Below are 15,680 nucleotides of genomic sequence, written 5' to 3' on the forward strand. Positions count from 1 at the left end.
ACATCCTGTTTCGAGCGTGAAGCTCGGGCGTGCCGTAACCATGAGCCGGTGGCTCAAGCATGCGACATAACATAAACGAGACGAAACGAAATTCTGCCGAAAGCAAGAATTTTAATTAAAAAAACAAAAGCTTAGGGACAAAATTGTTTCTCAATCCAGTCGTTGCGGCTTGATAATACCCAAAATCGCAAAAAAGCAAAAGTATATTTTGGCGTTGACAAACCTGCCTTAACTCTGTGATTGTTGATTCAGCACGAATTAGGAGCGCGATTATGGATAATCGATTTACGATTGAGAAACTCATGGAATTTGCCGTCCCGGTGACCGAATCCGGATGCTGGATCTGGATTGGATCGACCCAGGGAGACAACGAGCGTACCAATGCCGAGTGGGAAACCATGCACCCGGACCGGTTCATCTGGGAAATCTATTTTGGACACATCCCGAGCGGGTTGCGGATTTGCCACAAATGCAAGGTCCCATTTTGCGTCAATCCGAGACACCTGTGTCTCACACCGACCGAAGAACCATTGAACGAAACGGCCTGAGAATCGCGGATCTATTGCCGAGACAAGCCCGGCATGGCCGGGTTCGGCATAGGCTGCCGCTTTAATTCCGGTGGAAGGTGTTGTGGAGAAGGCCGCGTTCGTGGTATTGGCGGATGTCGACGTTATACGTCCCATTTTTCAGCATGGTTTTGATTCGATAGGGCTGGCCGCAGTGGTCCAGGTCGAGTTTGGCCAGGTCGACGATACGATGGGGCTGCGGATTTTTGTCCGGGTCGAGCAGCATGATGACTTTGGGTTTCAGCTTTTGCCGCGGGTTGGCTTCGATGACCAGCGCCACCTCTTCGTTGCTCATTTCCACCAGGCTTCCGGCCGGGTAGATCCCCAGGCATTCGATGAACTTCCCCGTTAACTCCGTATCCAGGCGCCGCCCGCACTCGGCGTTGAGAATCGTGATCGCGTCCATGTGAGTGCGTCCCGACTGGTATACCCGATCGCTGGTAACGGCATCATAGGTATCGACGACGGCGACGATTCGGGTAAAAGGCATTAACCGGGCCGCGGTAAGACCACTGGGATAACCGCTTCCGTCGAGGTTTTCGTGGTGCTCGTACGCGACATCGATGGCGCCGGGATAGATGCCGCGAGCGGACATGAGTATGTCCCGTCCGTGCGTGGTGTGCGCCTTCACCAAATTCATTTCTTCATCGGTGAGACGTCCCGGCTTGTTGAGAACTTCCAGGGGAACCTTCATTTTGCCCATGTCGTGCATGAGTCCCGAGAGACCGAGGTTCCGGAGGTCGCGAACGGGCATGCCCAAATAACGGCCGAGTACGATCGAGAAGATGCACACGTTCATGGAGTGCTGGGAGGTGTACTCGTCCCGATTTTTGAGCTGGGTCAGCAATAGCATGGCATCGGGATTTCTGTAGATGCTGTCCACGCATTCGGAGACTGTTTCTCTGGCGAGCTGAATATCGACACCGCGGCCGTAGCGAATTTCGTCCATGAATGTCTTGACCAGCCGGGTGGCCTGCCCGTGAGTGTGTTCGGCGTGCTCGATTTCCTCTTCGATGGACCGGCTTTTTTCGGGCGGATTGGCATGCCACGATATGGACGACGAACCGGGCATCCGCCGTGTCCGGGTGGTTTCCGGGATTTTCGTCCGGTAGGCGTCGATATAGACGTACTCGCAGACTTTCTGAACGGCTTCGATCTCTGCTTGCGTCGCGAGCATGAATCCTTGAAATAGAAAAGGAGAATCCAACCACGGACGATCCAACTCGCAGACGTACATCCCGATCTTAAGATCGCCGACGTCCACTTTGACCTTGTACGGGGTTGTAATGCCGGGAGAATCGGAATACTTGTCCATGGGGTTCAATCCAAAAAAATCCGGACGGTACTGTTGCCTAGTATAGTTTGCGGGTGGTTTGAAGCTCGCTCTAGCCGCTCGGCGGTTGGCCGATTGTAACGCCGGTGGTTTTATTTTGTAGAGGTGCGGTTCGTCGTGCGCCCCGCGACGCGCTGCCGAAATTCAGTGTTCCTTCCGGTTTCCGGCCGTCCGAAAAGCTTTCGGCGGCAGGCTTGCCGTGTCCTTCGAGTCGATTCAGTTTCATCCAAAGGCGGACGCGGGGCGCAGAAAAGTGGCGCGGTACTAGCCGACAAGTTGTTCCGTGCGCCCGTGCGCAGCGGACTGCAATGCGGCGACGATGGTCCGGCAGTTGTTTCTTGCGTCGTCCAGCGAAAGCTGCGGTGCCTTGCCGGTCAGCGTGCGTTCGCTGAAATGCTCGATCTCCAGTCTGAAATGGTTGGCTGGAGGCAGCCGTTCTTCGCATTGCCGGCCGTCTTCGGTCCACCACGACAATACCGGGACATCGCCCGGCAGTTGCCATACCGTATGGCATTTCAGGCCGCCTTGCGTGCCTATGATTTCGTATTCCGAGCGCCGAGCCCGTTCGAAGCTGAAGTCGAAATGGGCGTGCTTGCCGTTCCCGAAATCGATTACGCCGCTGGTCGTGATATCCGCGCCGCTCTCGACATATTTCGCGATGGCGGTTACGGCGACGGGGGAGGTGTCGAAGAACATGCGGGCGGAGTGAATCGCGTAGCAGCCGATGTCCCACATGGCGCCGCCGCCGCGTTCGACGCTTTCCGCCAGGCGGTACAGCCGCGCCGGCCGCATCATGAACGAATAGGTGGCGCGGACGGAACGGATGTCGCCGACGATGCCGGAGTCAATCAGGTCGCGTACGCGCGCGTGCTGCGGGTGGAAGCGGTACATGAAGCCTTCCATGACCGTCACGCCGTGCTGACGCGCGGCGGCCTCGATCGCGTCGATATCGGCGACGGTCAGGGCCATCGGCTTTTCGCACAGGACGTGTTTGCCGCGCTGGATGGCGCGCAGCGTCCATTCGGCGTGTTCGTGATTGGCGAGCGGCAGGTAAACGGCCTCGACGTCCGCATCGTCGAGCAGGGCGTCGAGATTATCGTACGTTCGGACGCCCGGTTCCCGGGGGGCGTATTTTGCGAGAGTTTCGGCGGCGGCTCCGGGGCGGCGGCTGGCGATGGCGACCAATTCGGCGTTCGAGGCCTCGACGATGGCGGGCATCAGCCGTTCGTTGACGCGTGCCGCACCGAGTATGCCCCAGCGAAGTTTTCGGTCGTTCATGGATTCGCTCCTTCATTTTTATGAATTATGAGAGTGTGCATAATGTCTCAGGATTCAGCGATGGTTTCTACCCGGGTTGCTCTCGGTATTCCGGACGGAAACCGTCGTTTTTGCACTGGACGCCGGTTTTTCGCTAAGCCAATGTTTCGCAGTAACCATCGAGGTGATGCCATGACCATCAAAGTTGGAGACCGCCTGCCCGAAGGCACGCTGTACGAGTCCGTCGAATTCGATCCGGCCAACGGCTGTCCGATGAAGCCCCAGCCGCTGAGTGTCACCGATCTCGCCAAGGGCAGGAAAATTGTGATTTTCGGTCTGCCCGGCGCGTTTACGCCGACCTGTTCCGCGCAACATCTGCCGGGTTACGTTACCAATTTCGACCAGCTGAAAGCCAAGAATGTCGACGAAATCTGGTGCATGGCCGTCAACGACGGGTTCGTGATGGCCTCCTGGGGCCGGGAACAGAAGGCCGGCGGCAAGGTGCGCATGATGGCCGACGGCAGCGCGGAATACACCCGGAAGCTCGGGCTCGAACTCGATCTGACCGAAAAAGGCATGGGCGTGCGCTGCCAGCGCTTTGCCATGGTCGTCGATGACGGTGTCGTCAAGCATCTTGCGGTCGAAGCGCCGGGCAAATTCGAAGTATCGAGCGCCGAGGCGATACTCGCTCAATTGTAAGAATCCTTGTTTTATCCCGAGCCGCGGAGATTGCTGTTCTGCGGCTCGTCCGCCATCTCATGTAGAATGGCCAGTCTTGTTTTTTCGCGGCACGGAACAATGCAACAAAACGATTTTTCGCTCACCGACATTCTGAGTACCGCCATGACCATCGCCCGCGGCGCGGGAGCCATTCTTCGCGAGGGTTTCGAAACCCCGCGCGGCCCCGATGTGCAGTTTAAGAGCAGCGCTATCGATCCGGTGACCGAATACGATGTCCGCAGCGAGCAGTACATCGTCGGTGAACTGCGCAAGCTGTTCCCTTCCCACCCAATCGTCGGCGAAGAGGGCGGCGCGTATCGAACCGAGGGAGCGCCATCGCAGGTCCGGAATTACCTTTGGCATATCGACCCGCTCGACGGCACCGTGAACTTCGCTCACCGTTTTCCCATGTTCTGCGTTTCGATGGGCCTGCTGATCGACGGCGTGCCTTCGCTCGGCGTAGTGTACAACCCGGCCACCGACGAAATGTTCGCTGCCGCGCTGGGGACGGGTGCCACGCGCAACGGGAAGCCGATTCATGTGTCGGCAACGCCGGTGCTGAATCGCGCGCTGGTGATCACCGGTTTCTCGTACGATACCCATACCAGCGACAGCAATATGAAGAACTTCCTCGGCTTCCAGCGCAACGCGCAAGCCACGCGGCGCATCGGCTCGGCCGCGCTGAACCTGTGCTATACGGCTACCGGGCAGCTCGATGGCCACTGGGAGCTGAAGGTCAAGCCGCACGACATCGCGGCCGGCATCGTGCTGGTGCGCGAGGCCGGCGGAACGGTCACCGATTTCGACGGCGGCGACGATATCTTGAGCACCGGCCGCATCGTTTCCAGCAATGGCCTGATCCATGGCGAGATGCTGGAGGTCTTGAAAGCCGCGAACGATCGTGGTTGATGCAGGCGCCCCTTCCGTGATTAAACTGTCTCGCCCGCTATCACGATGAACGAGGCGGGCGTCCGCCCAATGTCATTAATAATAAGGAGTCATCATGAAAATCGGCATCGCTTCTGATCACGCAGGATTCGATTACAAGGAAGAATTGCGCGCGTGGCTAAGCTCGCTCGGCCACGAGGTCGTCGATTACGGTTGCTTTAGCGACGAAAGAACCGATTACCCCACGTGGATTCGCCCGTGTGCAGTCGCCGTCGCCAACGGCGAAGTCGAGCGCGGCATCGTGCTGGGCGGCAGCGGCAACGGCGAAGCCATCGTCGCCAACCGGGTCAAGGGTTGCCGCTGCGGCTATTGTTTCAACGAGGAAACCGCTTATCTGACCCGATCGCACAACGACGCCAATTGCATCGCCATGGGGCAGCGGATCATCAGCCTCGAGATGGCCAAAAAGATCGTCGAAACCTTTCTGATCACCGCATTCGAGGGCGGCCGGCACGTGCCGAGGATCAAGGCGATCGACGAGTGATTCGAGGGGCGGGGATGCCCCCGGAAAGGGGCTACCTAGCAAGATAAGGTCGGCAAAGGATTGCCGACGCTCATCAAAGCCCGCAAACAAGAACTTCAGCGACGCCGGGCCGCAGCAAGCTTACGGCTTGAGCGCCGCGGCTTCGCGGGCCAGGCGGGTGATTTCGGTCCAGCTGCCGCCGGCGACCAGGTTCTTGGGTGTGAGCCAGGAACCGCCCACGGCAACCACATTGGGAAGTTTGAAGAAGTCCGGCGCGTTCTGCGCGTTGATCCCGCCGGTCGGACAGAAACGCACGTTCGGAAACGGGCCTCTAAATGAGTCGAGCATCTTGATGCCGCCCGCGGCCACGGCCGGGAAAAATTTCATGACGTCGAGGCCCGCTTCCAGGACTTGCATCACTTCGGACATGGTGGCAACGCCCGGGAAAAACGGCAGCTTGCTGTCTACGATCGCCTTCAGCAGGGTGGGCGTGGTTCCCGGCGAAACGCCGAATTGCGCACCGGCGGAAATCGCCGCATCGAGCTGGGCCGGCGTGGCGATGGTGCCGACGCCGACGATCGCGTCCGGGATTTCTTGCTTGATCACTCGTACGGCGTCCAGGCCGGCGGCGGTGCGCAAGGTGATTTCCAATACGCGAATGCCGCCTTCCACCAAGGCGCGGGACAACGGTACCGCGTCTTCCACGCGGTCCACCACCATCACGGGCATGACACTGGTCGCGGCAATGATTTGGTCAAGGTTCATAACAGGAATCTCTTCGTCGGTTGCAAAATAAGGAGTGCCGTATCAGTCGTCGAACTGGAAAGTGACGCCGCCGTGTTCCGCGGCATCGGCCAGTTGGCGCAGGCCGGTGAACAGCTCCCGTCCGCAACCGAACTGGTTGCGCGACAGGTCGGCCGCGGCGCGTTCGCGGCTGTTCCATTCGGCGGCCGGGACCTCGGCCTCCAGACGGCCTTCCACCGCATCGAGCAGCAGCATATCGCCGTCGCGCACTTTAGCGAGCGGGCCGCCCATCACGCACTCCGGCGAGAGGTGAATCGCGGCCGGCACTTTTCCGGACGCGCCGGACATGCGGCCGTCGGTCACCAGGGCTACCTTGAAACCGCGTTCCTGCAGGACCGCGAGCGAAGGGGTCAGCTGATGCAGTTCCGGCATGCCGTTCGCGCGCGGTCCCTGGAAGCGGACCACGGCGATGAAATCGCGCTCCAGTTCGCCGCGCTTGAAGGCGGCGATCAGGTCTTCCTGGTCGTCGAACACAATGGCGGGAGCGCGTACCACCCGGTTTTCCGGAGCGACGGCCGAGACCTTGATGACGCCGCGGCCGAGATTCCCGGTGACCAGGCGCAATCCGCCGTCCGGGCTGAACGGTGCGCCGACCGGCGCCAGCACGGCGGTGTCGAGGCTTGTTTCGCTGGCCGGGCGAAATGCCAGCCGGCCGTTGTCCAGCCAGGGCTCTTCCGTCCAGCGGTGCAGGCCCGGTCCCAGGACGGTCTGGACATCGTCATGCAGAAGTCCGGCATCCAGCAACTCGCGGATCAGGAAGCCCATGCCGCCGGCGGCGTGGAAATGGTTGACGTCCGCTTTGCCGTTGGGGTAGACGCGGGCGAGAAGGGGCACGACCGCCGACAAATCGTTGAAGTCGTCCCAGTTGATTTCCATCCCCGCGGCCCGCGCAATGGCGATCAAATGGATCGTATGGTTGGTCGAGCCGCCGGTCGCCAGCAAGCCGACGATGCCGTTGACCACCGCGCGTTCGTCCACGACCTCGCACAGCGTCGGGGAGGATTTGTCTTCGGCGAGGCGGACTGCCTGGCGGGTGGCGGCGCGGGTCAAGGCTTCGCGAAGTTCGGTGCCGGGGCTGACGAAGGACGATCCGGGCAGTTGCAGGCCCATGATTTCCATCAGCATCTGGTTGCTGTTGGCGGTGCCGTAGAAGGTGCAGGTCCCGGAGCTGTGGTAGGACGCCATTTCGGATTCGAGCAGGGCTTCGCGGCCGACCTTGCCTTCGGCGAACAACTGCCGGACCTTGGCTTTCTCGGCGTTCGACACGCCCGACGCCATCGGGCCGGCGGGCACGAAAATGCCGGGCAGATGGCCGAAGCGCAAGGCCCCGATCAAAAGCCCCGGAACGATTTTGTCGCATACGCCCAGAAACAGATTGGCGTCGAACACACGATGGGAAAGCGCTATCGCGGTTGCCATCGCGATGACGTCGCGCGAGAACAGAGAAAGCTCCATGCCGTTCTGGCCTTGAGTCACGCCGTCGCACATCGCCGGCACGCCGCCAGCGACTTGGGCGGTCGCACCGGAGGCGCGAGCCTCGGACCTGATTATGGCCGGATATTGCTCATACGGATGATGCGCCGAAAGCATGTCGTTGTACGCCGTCACGATGCCGATATTCGGTACCCTGGCGGCTTTCAACACCAATTTGTCGTTGGTCGGCATTGCCGCATAAGCATGAGCTACGTTGGTGCATGCAATGCGTTCGCGTTCGACGCCGGCCTGACAGTTGTGTCGCATACGCTCGAGATAAGCTTGACGCTTGGCCTGGCTGCGGGTGCGAATGCGGTCGGTGACGGCGAGCAGTGTGGGATTTAGGGACATATGGGTTCGGCTGATGTGGCGGTGCTCTGGTGCTTTTATGGCTGCGCCGGTAGTGGGCAAGTGCATGCCCTGTAACGGGGCGCAGGCGCCACATTTAATCCAAGCCGCCAGACCGTGTCAAGAAAACCGGCCGCCGTCTCCCGATAGCGACTGGACACTCTTAGGAGCGACGGGTAGTATTGACCGGTTTTTCATCCGGGTTTCCGGATATGCCTTATACACCATGAGCTCGGCCGAGCAAGCGTCGGCACGATCTTCAACAAGAGGATTCTGCGGTGAGTCAGCTCACATTTCCCCAATCGTTCAACCTCGTTTTTTTCGGCGGTGCCGGCGATCTGGTCACGCGCAAATTATTGCCGGCGATGTACCAGTGCCACAAGAATGGCCAGCTGGTGGAGTCGGGCCGCATCCTTTGTCTCGACCTTCAGGATCTGACTCAGGACAGCTTCCTGGCCCTCGTGGACGACAAGGCCAGACAGTTCGTGCCGGAGGCCGATTGGGAAGAAGAGATTTGGACCTCATTCCTCGCACGCCTGTCCTACCTTAAACTCGACGCCACCCAGCCTGAACAATACGGGGCCTTGAAAACCTTGTTGAAGAAGACTCCGGCCGAGGTCACCGTCTTCTATCTGTCCACCGCGCCGTTTCTGTTCGCGACGATCTGCGCCAATCTGACCCGGCAGGGACTGAACGGCCCGAACAGCCGCCTGGTGCTGGAGAAGCCGCTAGGTAACGACTTGGCATCCAGCAATGCGATTACGGCGGACGTCGATCGCTTCTTCTACGAGAAGCAGGTCTATCGAATCGACCACTATCTGGGTAAGGAGTCGGTGCAGAACCTGATGGCTCTGCGTTTCGGCAACTCTCTGTTCGAGCCGCTGTGGCGCCGGATGTGGATCAGTAACGTTCAGATCACGATCGCCGAGGATGTGGGCATCGGCAGCCGCGGCGGCTTTTATGACAAGACCGGCGCTTTGCGCGACATGGTGCAGAACCACTTGTTGCAGCTGTTGTGTTTCGTTGCGATGGAGCCGCCGGCCAGCCTCGATTCCGATGCGATCCGCAACGAAAAGCTCAAGGTGCTCGAGTGTCTGGTGCCGTTCACCCCGGAAGATGTCCTGAACAAGACCGTCCGCGGCCAGTATCGGGCGGGCGTGTCCGGCGGCCGTCAGGTAAAAGGCTACCTGGAAGAGGACAATATTCCGGCCGACAGCAAGACTGAAACCTTCGTGGCGATCAAGGCGGAGATCGCCAACTGGCGCTGGGCCGGGGTACCGTTTTATTTGTTCACCGGCAAGCGCCTGCCGAGTCGGCTTGCCGAGATCGTCGTGAATTTCCACGACGTTCCGCACCATATCTTTCCTTTGCCTAGCAGCGGTACGCGCGCGCCGTCCAAGCTGGTCATCCGCCTGCAGCCGGGCGAATACATTCGCCTGTACCTGAATGCCAAGGCGCCGGGCGATTCCATGGAACTTTTGCCGGTGTCGCTCGATCTCGACTTTGCCGGAAAATTCAAGGGCCGCCGGGCGGAGGCCTACGAACGCCTACTGCTCGATACCATTCGCGGCAACCAGGCGCTGTTCGTGCGCCAGGATGAGCTGGAACTGGCCTGGCGCTGGGTGGAGCCGATTCTGAACTCCTGGGCCGCCGATCCGGCTGGCCCCAAGCCTTATGCGGCAGGCACCTGGGGACCGTCGGCGTCTTCCGAGCTGCTGTCGCGCGACGGTTTTGGCTGGCACGATGAGGATTAAAACGATGGTAGACATTCGCTGGTTCGACGATAACCCCAGTCTTGCGCCGGCCCTCGCGGCGGCAGTGGCTGACGATTTGCGCGCGGTGTTGCAGAAGGAACCCCATGCCGCCCTGGCGGTGTCGGGCGGCCGCTCGCCGGTGCCGGTGTTCGAGGCATTGCGCGGCGAAGATCTGGACTGGGCGCGCGTGGTCGTCACCCTGGTGGACGAGCGGTGGGTGCCGGAAACCGATCCGGCGAGCAACGCGGCGTTGGTCAAGACTCATCTTCTCCAAGGCCGGGCGGCGGCCGCTCGTTTCGTGCCGCTGTATACCGGCGATGGCTCTGCCCGGGAAGCCGAAGGGGCGCTGGCGGCCGCTTTCAACGGCCTGCCCTTGCCGTTCGCGGCACTGATACTCGGCATGGGAGATGACGGCCATACTGCCTCGCTGTTTCCCGCTAGTCCCAATCTGGATGCCGGTTTGGCTCCGGGCGGATCGGTCGCGGATACACCGCCCTGTTTGGCGCAAGTGGGCGCGGTGGCGCCGACCGAGCGCATGAGCATGACCCTGCCGTGGATCCTGCATGCGCGGCGCGTTTATTTGCAGTTCGGCGGTGCCGGCAAAGCCGATGTGTTCGCGGCCGCTCTGGCCGGGCCCAGCCGTCAGTATCCGGTGAGCTTCGTGCTCGCGCAAACGCAGACGCCCGTGACGGTATTCGCCGCGCGCAACTGAGCCAAGAGAACGGGGCGCATTGCTTCGTTCGTGCAGATGATTGTTTTTGAACGAGTGCAAAGCTCAGTCAGGGCATTTCCTCTACGGCGGGTTGAGTCTGGACGGCAATCGGGGCGACCTGTCTCTCAAGGGAGGATTGAACCCTGAAGGGATTGGGGTGACCGTTACGGAGGGTTCGGTGACGATTCTCATGACGGTGCCCGATTCTCTTGCGGTTCCCAGAGACACGCCGACGGGGGCATCGACTATATCCGGAAATACCAGCAAGGTGGAAATGTTTGAAACCGTCTGTACCCAGCCCCAAATTTCGCCTTCCGGGAACGAGGCCGTGGTGATGCTCACGAAAATCGTGCCGTCGCTCATGCCGGCTGCCAAATCCGGAACGGTGGTGATGGCCCTGGCGGTCGTGGAAAAGCAGTCTACGCCTTGAATGATCTGGGCTCCCGTAATCGTTGCCTGCACCTGCAGGGAGCCGTTCCAGCTGCCTTGAGCAAATTGGAAAAGCGGAACGATTACCGGGCCGAAAGTCCCCATCGGACCGCAATGCAGCCGGGCTCCGGTAACATTCTCTCCGTTGGCAAGGTTTAAAACGAATTCCATCACGGTTTCGTCCTGATCGAAAGCGAAACGTGCCTGACTCCACATCGAGCCGTCCTCCAGAGGCGGACTTTCCCCGGAAAAGCCGAGATCGGCGCCGAATTGAAACGATAGCGCGTTCGCTTCGTCTCCGTGAGCCGTGCCGGCGGACAAGCTTAAACCCAGCAGGATCGATAAAGCGCGACGGTTCACATTTAACCTCCTTGTCGCTTCTGTCCTCCGGAAAACGAGGCGAGATCGCATGTCTCGAATTACCGGCGATTTCGAAGCGTTTCTCGCCCGATGGAATGTGCTATGGCTTCATTTCGGATAGGACTTTGATCTGAGACCGAAACTTTTCCAGAGATGTTCCGGTTGGCTCGAACCCGGCTCGGTCCCTGTCGAACCGCGGAGTAGGCCCGGAATGGCCACATGTCGAAAGGCCCGAAGTTGTGAACGCGCGTGGCCTATGCGCTATAGTTGCTCCTGCTTGCTGGTTTGGTCGTGCTCGCGGCACATGTTCTCGGAGGGGTTATGAAAAGAGGTTTGTCCGTGGCGGTTCTGTTGTTTGCCGTTGCTTTCGGTACCGTAGGCGAGGCTGAGGTATACAAATTGACGGGTCCCGACGGAAGGGTCACGTATACCGACAGTCGTTCGGAAGGCGGAATCAATACCAAGGTGGAAGTCGTCGAGACCGGGTCTTACGCGGGTGAGGCAGAGCTTGCGCCGATCGGGGAAGCCGCGGCGTCTCGAAAAGTGACGATCTTCACCACGGAATGGTGCGGCGTGTGCCGGAAGGCCAAATCGTATATGGCAAGTCAAGGGATTGCGTTCGACGAATTCGACATCGAGAAATCTCGGTCCGCCAGGAGCCGGTTCGACAAGCTGGGTGCGAGGGGCGTGCCTGTGATTTTGGTCGGAAAGGAAAAAATGACCGGTTTTTCCGCGGGTAAGCTCAAAGCGATGCTGGACCGTGCCGGGATCTAAGTTTCGAATCCGCCGTCCTATCCGTCAGCGTACCGAATAAGGATGGCCGTCCGCCCGGACCAATCCCGGCATATTTTTTGTTTGCGCTTGCTCGAGGCGATCACAGTCGGCGTTTTCGGAATCCAAAAGTTACTATCAGGGATGGGCTGCCCCGGACTTGCAAGCGAAGCGGGACAGCGTAGCGTGGCGGCGCCGATTGGCACGCGTGAACGCCGCTTGATGCTCCGCACAGGAAATGTGCGACGTGATTGGGTTGGGGTGAGGGCGATTCGAATAGGACTTTACTTTCTTTACGCACTGTAATTCGACTTCTGGAAAGGACGAGACATGCAGCCGGAAAAGCAAAAAGTTTTAAAGATTAAATTGGCCCGCTGGGCGTTCGCGATAGCTATCGCTCTGGTCATCCTGATCGTGGTCGTGCTGTTTTTCATCGGTAGAAAACCGCCGGGCGAAGGCACTGTTCAACCGGTTCCGCCGGAGCCCGGCCGGGTGCCTCCTGCCCCGGAACCGCGGATCGAGGCTCCCCCGGCAGCCGAGATCACCGTCGCGGGGCAGGGCGGACCGGGCTGCGAGCTCGAGAAAGACGCTCATGACGTCGTCGTCAAGGAAATGGGCGGAAAAGATATTTTCGAGGCTTATGAGAAAGGCGTGCTGCTGACCGACGAAAAAGGTGTGACGAGCAAGTATTATCTGGATGTTGACGGCGTGCCGGAAGATAGAAAGGCCGAACTGCCGGCACTGTTTGCGACGGGGAATCATCTGAAAGTGCGATATGTCATCTGCGGGAGCGGCGGAATTCGATTCCTGATCGCCATCCGGCCCCGGCCGAACGGTTGATGGAAGAAGGCTTGCTGCAATTCGGGCTGACGGCTTTTCTGACGCTGGCCGTGGTCGTCGATCCGCCCGGAATGCTACCGATCTTCATCGCCTTGACCCGCGGGCTGGAAAAGAACGAGCGGCGCAAGACCTTGAGCCGCGCATTGCTCATCGCTTTCGGCGTAACCGTGTTTTTTCTGCTCGCCGGCAAATATGTGCTGATGTACCTCGGGGTAACCGTGCATGCATTTGCGATCAGCGGCGGCATTCTCCTTTTCGTGACGGCGATGCCGATGCTGTTCGGACAGCGCGCAGGCCTACAGGCACCCAAGGTCGAGGAAAGACGCGCGGCAGGCGAAGATATCGCGATTTTTCCGCTCGCCATCCCGCTGCTTTCCGGACCCGGTACCATTACCGCCGTTCTGTTGCTCGCCAATAGGGCCGGTACCGATGTTCGTCGCTTAGGCATGCTGGCCGGCGTCATCGCCGCGATTTATCTGTTCACCTGGCTGCTGTTGTACCTCGGCGAAGTGATCACGGGGTATCTCGGCGAAAGCAAGGTGCACATCATGACCCGAGTGCTGGGCATCGTGCTCGCGGCGCTTGCTGCGCAGTTCGTTCTCAACGGCATCGCGGGCTTTTACCAATCTTTGACCCATCCTTTAAATCAACTGCGATAAGACCATGAAAGTACTGATAGTCGGCGGCGGCGGACGGGAGCACGCTTTAGCGTGGAAAGCGGCGCAGTCTCCCGGAGTGGAAAAGATTTTCGTCACACCGGGCAATGCCGGAACGAATGCCGAGCCGAAAGTGGAGAATCGGCCCATCCCCGCCGAAGATATTCCGGCCTTGTTGGCCTTTGCAAAGGAGCAGGTCATCGATCTTACCATCGTGGGTCCCGAAGCTCCGTTGGTAGCCGGCATCGTGGACCGGTTCCGCGCAGCCGGGCTCAATTGTTTCGGTCCGACCCGGCTTGCCTCGCAGCTCGAGGGTTCGAAGGCATTCTGCAAGGATTTTCTGGCTCGCCACGGAATCCCGACCGCCGAATACCGCACGTTCACGGCGGTCGATGACGCGGTCGCCCATATCCGCCAGAAGGGTGTGCCGATTGTGATCAAGGCCGACGGTTTGGCCGCGGGCAAGGGCGTGGTCATCGCTCAGTCGGAAGCGGAGGCGATCGGCGCGGTGACCGATATGTTGTCGGGCAATGCCTTCGGCTCGGCCGGCCATCGAGTCGTGATCGAGGAATTCCTGCGTGGCGAGGAAGCGAGCTTCATCGTCATGGCCGACGGACTCGACGTTCTGCCGATGGCCACGTCCCAGGATCATAAGGCGCGGGATGACGGAGACAAAGGTCCCAATACCGGCGGCATGGGAGCATATTCGCCCGCTCCGGTGGTGACGCCGGAAGTTCACGCCCGCATCATGAAGGAGGTGATCGAGCCCACGCTGCGCGGCATGGCGGCGGACGGCATTCCGTATTCGGGCTTTCTCTATGCCGGCGTGATGATCGCACCGGACGGCGCGCCCAAGGTGCTCGAGTTCAATTGCCGTTTCGGAGACCCCGAAACCCAGCCGATCATGATGCGGCTCAAGAGCGATCTGGTCGGCCTGTGCCTGGCCGCGCTGGAAGGACGCTTGAGCCGGGTGAGCGCGGAATGGGACGAGCGGGCGGCGCTGGGTGTCGTGTTGGCGGCGGGCGGCTATCCGTTCGATTACGCCAAGGGCGACGAAATCGAAGGACTGCCGGAGCGGCCGAATGCGGACACCAAGGTCTTCCATGCGGGCACGGCGCAATCCGCCGGCAGGGTCGTCACGGCGGGAGGGCGGGTTCTTTGCGTGTGCGCCCTGGGCGACAACGTGTCGGAAGCTCAGCAAAAGGCTTACCGACAGGTTCGCGAAATCCGCTGGAAAAACATGTACTACCGCACCGACATCGGCTACCGCGCCATAGGCCGCTGAGCGGGCACGGGCATGCCGGCAAGAGCGCTTTCATCTCGCTCATTCCGCATAAGGGGCTTCGCGACCTACCACGGTCGGCCCGAGCATGCCGTCGGCAAAGGATTCCCGGCCTACGCGCTGCACTCGCGTTCCGCACACCTTCATGGCATGTTCCTAGCGCCGCGCCTGTCTGAGCGGCAGGTTTACGAGCTGCGGATAGCCGTCCAGTTCGAGCCCGATGCGCAGGGTTTTGGCGCTGCGGGCTTCGTCTTTTCCCGGAAAAAACAGATAGCCGTAAGCCAGTTCTCCCGGCTGCAAGCGTTGATTGCGGAGCGAGTGTGCGATTAAATCGCGGCGTATTCGGTCTTCCAGGTCCGGGTTATCCTGTCCGCCGCCGAAGATTGCTCCGACGCCCGCGCCCAAGGCGGCGTGCTCGGACAGCCGATTGCTGAATCCCTCGCCGAGCCCACCTTCCAGAATCAGCCCGATCGCGAACGAGGTCAGCGCACCGGCGCCGCCGCCCCACAAGGCGCCTTGTACCGAATTGGCGGCCAGGGTTCCCGATTGCACGGCGCTCGCCACGCGGTTATGGGCCTGCTCGCCGGTCAGCAGGGGCCAGGCTTGGGCATCGCCGTCGATCAGAAACGTTTGTTGAGGATTGACCTTGACGACGCTCGCGCTTTGGTTGTCAATGACCAGGCGGACCGGAAGCAGTCCGGCTCCGCGGATATCGAATCCGAATGCTTGTTCGGCCCGGTCCGGATCGGCATATGCCTCCGCTGCCAGGCGTGTGCCGTCGACGTCGACGTGATCGCTGTTCGACGAGGGAAGGGGAACCGGCGGAATGCGGCTCTCATAGCGCGTGCACGAGACCAGCAAGGCGCACATCAGCCATAGCGCGGTTCGGACGGTAGGGACGAAAATTCGAATTGTCGGCGCGTGGTTCATTTTCTGAGCGGCCCGGTTTGGGCAATCCGCAAGT

16 protein-coding genes are annotated in these 15,680 nt (G+C 60.2%); 10 read left to right on the forward strand and 6 right to left on the reverse strand.

Annotation, left to right across the window (positions count from 1 at the left end):
• Positions 1 to 302 precede the first annotated feature (302 nt).
• The gene (locus sS8_RS20210; protein ID WP_170161187.1) at positions 303 to 548 is read left to right on the forward strand and encodes an HNH endonuclease; all 246 of its coding nucleotides are present in this window, start codon (positions 303 to 305) and stop codon (positions 546 to 548) included.
• 61 nt (positions 549 to 609) lie between these two features.
• Here sS8_RS20210 and sS8_RS20215 read toward each other — a convergent pair whose 3' ends face one another.
• Entirely contained in the window at positions 610 to 1,881 is a 1,272-nt protein-coding gene (locus tag sS8_RS20215) for an HD-GYP domain-containing protein (RefSeq protein WP_119631341.1), read from the reverse strand.
• Positions 1,882 to 2,163: 282 nt separating this feature from the next.
• Positions 2,164 to 3,177, reverse strand: coding sequence for a Gfo/Idh/MocA family protein (locus tag sS8_RS20220; RefSeq protein ID WP_119631342.1), 1,014 nt, complete (start codon positions 3,175 to 3,177; stop codon positions 2,164 to 2,166).
• A 171-nt stretch (positions 3,178 to 3,348) separates the two neighbouring features.
• Between sS8_RS20220 and sS8_RS20225 the strand changes: the two genes are divergently transcribed.
• From sS8_RS20225 to rpiB, 3 genes are all read left to right on the forward strand, one after another.
• A complete protein-coding gene (locus sS8_RS20225; protein WP_119632912.1) occupies positions 3,349 to 3,855 on the forward strand; it encodes a peroxiredoxin in 507 nt (168 codons plus the stop codon).
• Positions 3,856 to 3,954: 99 nt separating this feature from the next.
• The gene (locus sS8_RS20230; protein ID WP_119631343.1) at positions 3,955 to 4,785 is read left to right on the forward strand and encodes an inositol monophosphatase family protein; all 831 of its coding nucleotides are present in this window, start codon (positions 3,955 to 3,957) and stop codon (positions 4,783 to 4,785) included.
• 94 nt (positions 4,786 to 4,879) lie between these two features.
• A complete protein-coding gene (gene rpiB, locus sS8_RS20235; protein WP_119631344.1) occupies positions 4,880 to 5,308 on the forward strand; it encodes a ribose 5-phosphate isomerase B in 429 nt (142 codons plus the stop codon).
• 120 nt (positions 5,309 to 5,428) lie between these two features.
• Here the strand turns inward: rpiB and sS8_RS20240 are convergent, their stop codons facing one another.
• Together sS8_RS20240 and edd are read right to left on the reverse strand one after the other, a co-directional pair.
• Positions 5,429 to 6,052, reverse strand: coding sequence for a bifunctional 4-hydroxy-2-oxoglutarate aldolase/2-dehydro-3-deoxy-phosphogluconate aldolase (locus tag sS8_RS20240; protein ID WP_119631345.1), 624 nt, complete (start codon positions 6,050 to 6,052; stop codon positions 5,429 to 5,431).
• Between the two features lie 42 nt (positions 6,053 to 6,094).
• Positions 6,095 to 7,915: a phosphogluconate dehydratase gene (gene edd / locus sS8_RS20245; RefSeq protein WP_119631346.1), complete on the reverse strand. Its 1,821-nt coding sequence runs from the start codon at positions 7,913 to 7,915 to the stop codon at positions 6,095 to 6,097.
• Between the two features lie 275 nt (positions 7,916 to 8,190).
• Here edd and zwf point away from each other — a divergent pair, with 275 nt between their 5' ends.
• Both zwf and pgl read left to right on the forward strand, forming a co-directional pair.
• A complete protein-coding gene (zwf, locus tag sS8_RS20250) occupies positions 8,191 to 9,666 on the forward strand; it encodes a glucose-6-phosphate dehydrogenase (protein ID WP_119631347.1) in 1,476 nt (491 codons plus the stop codon).
• A 4-nt stretch (positions 9,667 to 9,670) separates the two neighbouring features.
• Positions 9,671 to 10,378: a 6-phosphogluconolactonase gene (pgl, locus tag sS8_RS20255; RefSeq protein WP_119631348.1), complete on the forward strand. Its 708-nt coding sequence runs from the start codon at positions 9,671 to 9,673 to the stop codon at positions 10,376 to 10,378.
• 81 nt (positions 10,379 to 10,459) lie between these two features.
• Here pgl and sS8_RS20260 read toward each other — a convergent pair whose 3' ends face one another.
• Positions 10,460 to 11,167 carry a CHRD domain-containing protein gene (locus tag sS8_RS20260; RefSeq protein WP_170161188.1) on the reverse strand — a complete coding sequence of 236 codons (708 nt, stop codon included), beginning with the start codon at positions 11,165 to 11,167 and terminating at the stop codon, positions 10,460 to 10,462.
• A 321-nt stretch (positions 11,168 to 11,488) separates the two neighbouring features.
• Between sS8_RS20260 and sS8_RS20265 the strand changes: the two genes are divergently transcribed.
• From sS8_RS20265 to purD, 4 genes are all read left to right on the forward strand, one after another.
• Positions 11,489 to 11,941 (forward strand): glutaredoxin domain-containing protein, encoded by a 453-nt coding sequence (locus sS8_RS20265; protein WP_119631350.1) that lies wholly within the window; start codon positions 11,489 to 11,491, stop codon positions 11,939 to 11,941.
• A gap of 327 nt (positions 11,942 to 12,268) precedes the next feature.
• On the forward strand, positions 12,269 to 12,778 hold the full coding sequence (locus sS8_RS20270; RefSeq protein WP_119631351.1) for a hypothetical protein: 510 nt from the start codon (positions 12,269 to 12,271) through the stop codon (positions 12,776 to 12,778).
• Positions 12,778 to 13,437, forward strand: coding sequence for a MarC family protein (locus sS8_RS20275; RefSeq protein WP_119631352.1), 660 nt, complete (start codon positions 12,778 to 12,780; stop codon positions 13,435 to 13,437). The genes sS8_RS20270 and sS8_RS20275 overlap by 1 nt, the downstream gene beginning before the upstream one ends.
• Positions 13,438 to 13,441: 4 nt before the next feature.
• On the forward strand, positions 13,442 to 14,719 hold the full coding sequence (gene purD, locus sS8_RS20280) for a phosphoribosylamine--glycine ligase (protein WP_119631353.1): 1,278 nt from the start codon (positions 13,442 to 13,444) through the stop codon (positions 14,717 to 14,719).
• A 153-nt stretch (positions 14,720 to 14,872) separates the two neighbouring features.
• Here purD and sS8_RS20285 read toward each other — a convergent pair whose 3' ends face one another.
• On the reverse strand, positions 14,873 to 15,646 hold the full coding sequence (locus tag sS8_RS20285; RefSeq protein WP_145986629.1) for a hypothetical protein: 774 nt from the start codon (positions 15,644 to 15,646) through the stop codon (positions 14,873 to 14,875).
• Positions 15,647 to 15,680: the final 34 nt, after the last annotated feature.

It is taken from the genome of Methylocaldum marinum (genome assembly GCF_003584645.1).
GTDB lineage: Bacteria > Pseudomonadota > Gammaproteobacteria > Methylococcales > Methylococcaceae > Methylocaldum > Methylocaldum marinum.

Coding starts and splice junctions, on each gene's coding strand:
- sS8_RS20220 (WP_119631342.1), bottom strand. CDS start 3,177: ATGAACGACCGAAAACTTCGCTGGGGCATACTCGGTGCGGCACGCGTC.
- sS8_RS20230 (WP_119631343.1), top strand. CDS start 3,955: ATGCAACAAAACGATTTTTCGCTCACCGACATTCTGAGTACCGCCATG.
- sS8_RS20240 (WP_119631345.1), bottom strand. CDS start 6,052: ATGAACCTTGACCAAATCATTGCCGCGACCAGTGTCATGCCCGTGATG.
- rpiB (WP_119631344.1), top strand. CDS start 4,880: ATGAAAATCGGCATCGCTTCTGATCACGCAGGATTCGATTACAAGGAA.
- sS8_RS20270 (WP_119631351.1), top strand. CDS start 12,269: ATGCAGCCGGAAAAGCAAAAAGTTTTAAAGATTAAATTGGCCCGCTGG.
- sS8_RS20275 (WP_119631352.1), top strand. CDS start 12,778: ATGGAAGAAGGCTTGCTGCAATTCGGGCTGACGGCTTTTCTGACGCTG.
- pgl (WP_119631348.1), top strand. CDS start 9,671: ATGGTAGACATTCGCTGGTTCGACGATAACCCCAGTCTTGCGCCGGCC.
- sS8_RS20215 (WP_119631341.1), bottom strand. CDS start 1,881: ATGGACAAGTATTCCGATTCTCCCGGCATTACAACCCCGTACAAGGTC.
- edd (WP_119631346.1), bottom strand. CDS start 7,915: ATGTCCCTAAATCCCACACTGCTCGCCGTCACCGACCGCATTCGCACC.
- sS8_RS20225 (WP_119632912.1), top strand. CDS start 3,349: ATGACCATCAAAGTTGGAGACCGCCTGCCCGAAGGCACGCTGTACGAG.
- purD (WP_119631353.1), top strand. CDS start 13,442: ATGAAAGTACTGATAGTCGGCGGCGGCGGACGGGAGCACGCTTTAGCG.
- sS8_RS20285 (WP_145986629.1), bottom strand. CDS start 15,646: ATGAACCACGCGCCGACAATTCGAATTTTCGTCCCTACCGTCCGAACC.
- sS8_RS20265 (WP_119631350.1), top strand. CDS start 11,489: ATGAAAAGAGGTTTGTCCGTGGCGGTTCTGTTGTTTGCCGTTGCTTTC.
- sS8_RS20210 (WP_170161187.1), top strand. CDS start 303: ATGGAATTTGCCGTCCCGGTGACCGAATCCGGATGCTGGATCTGGATT.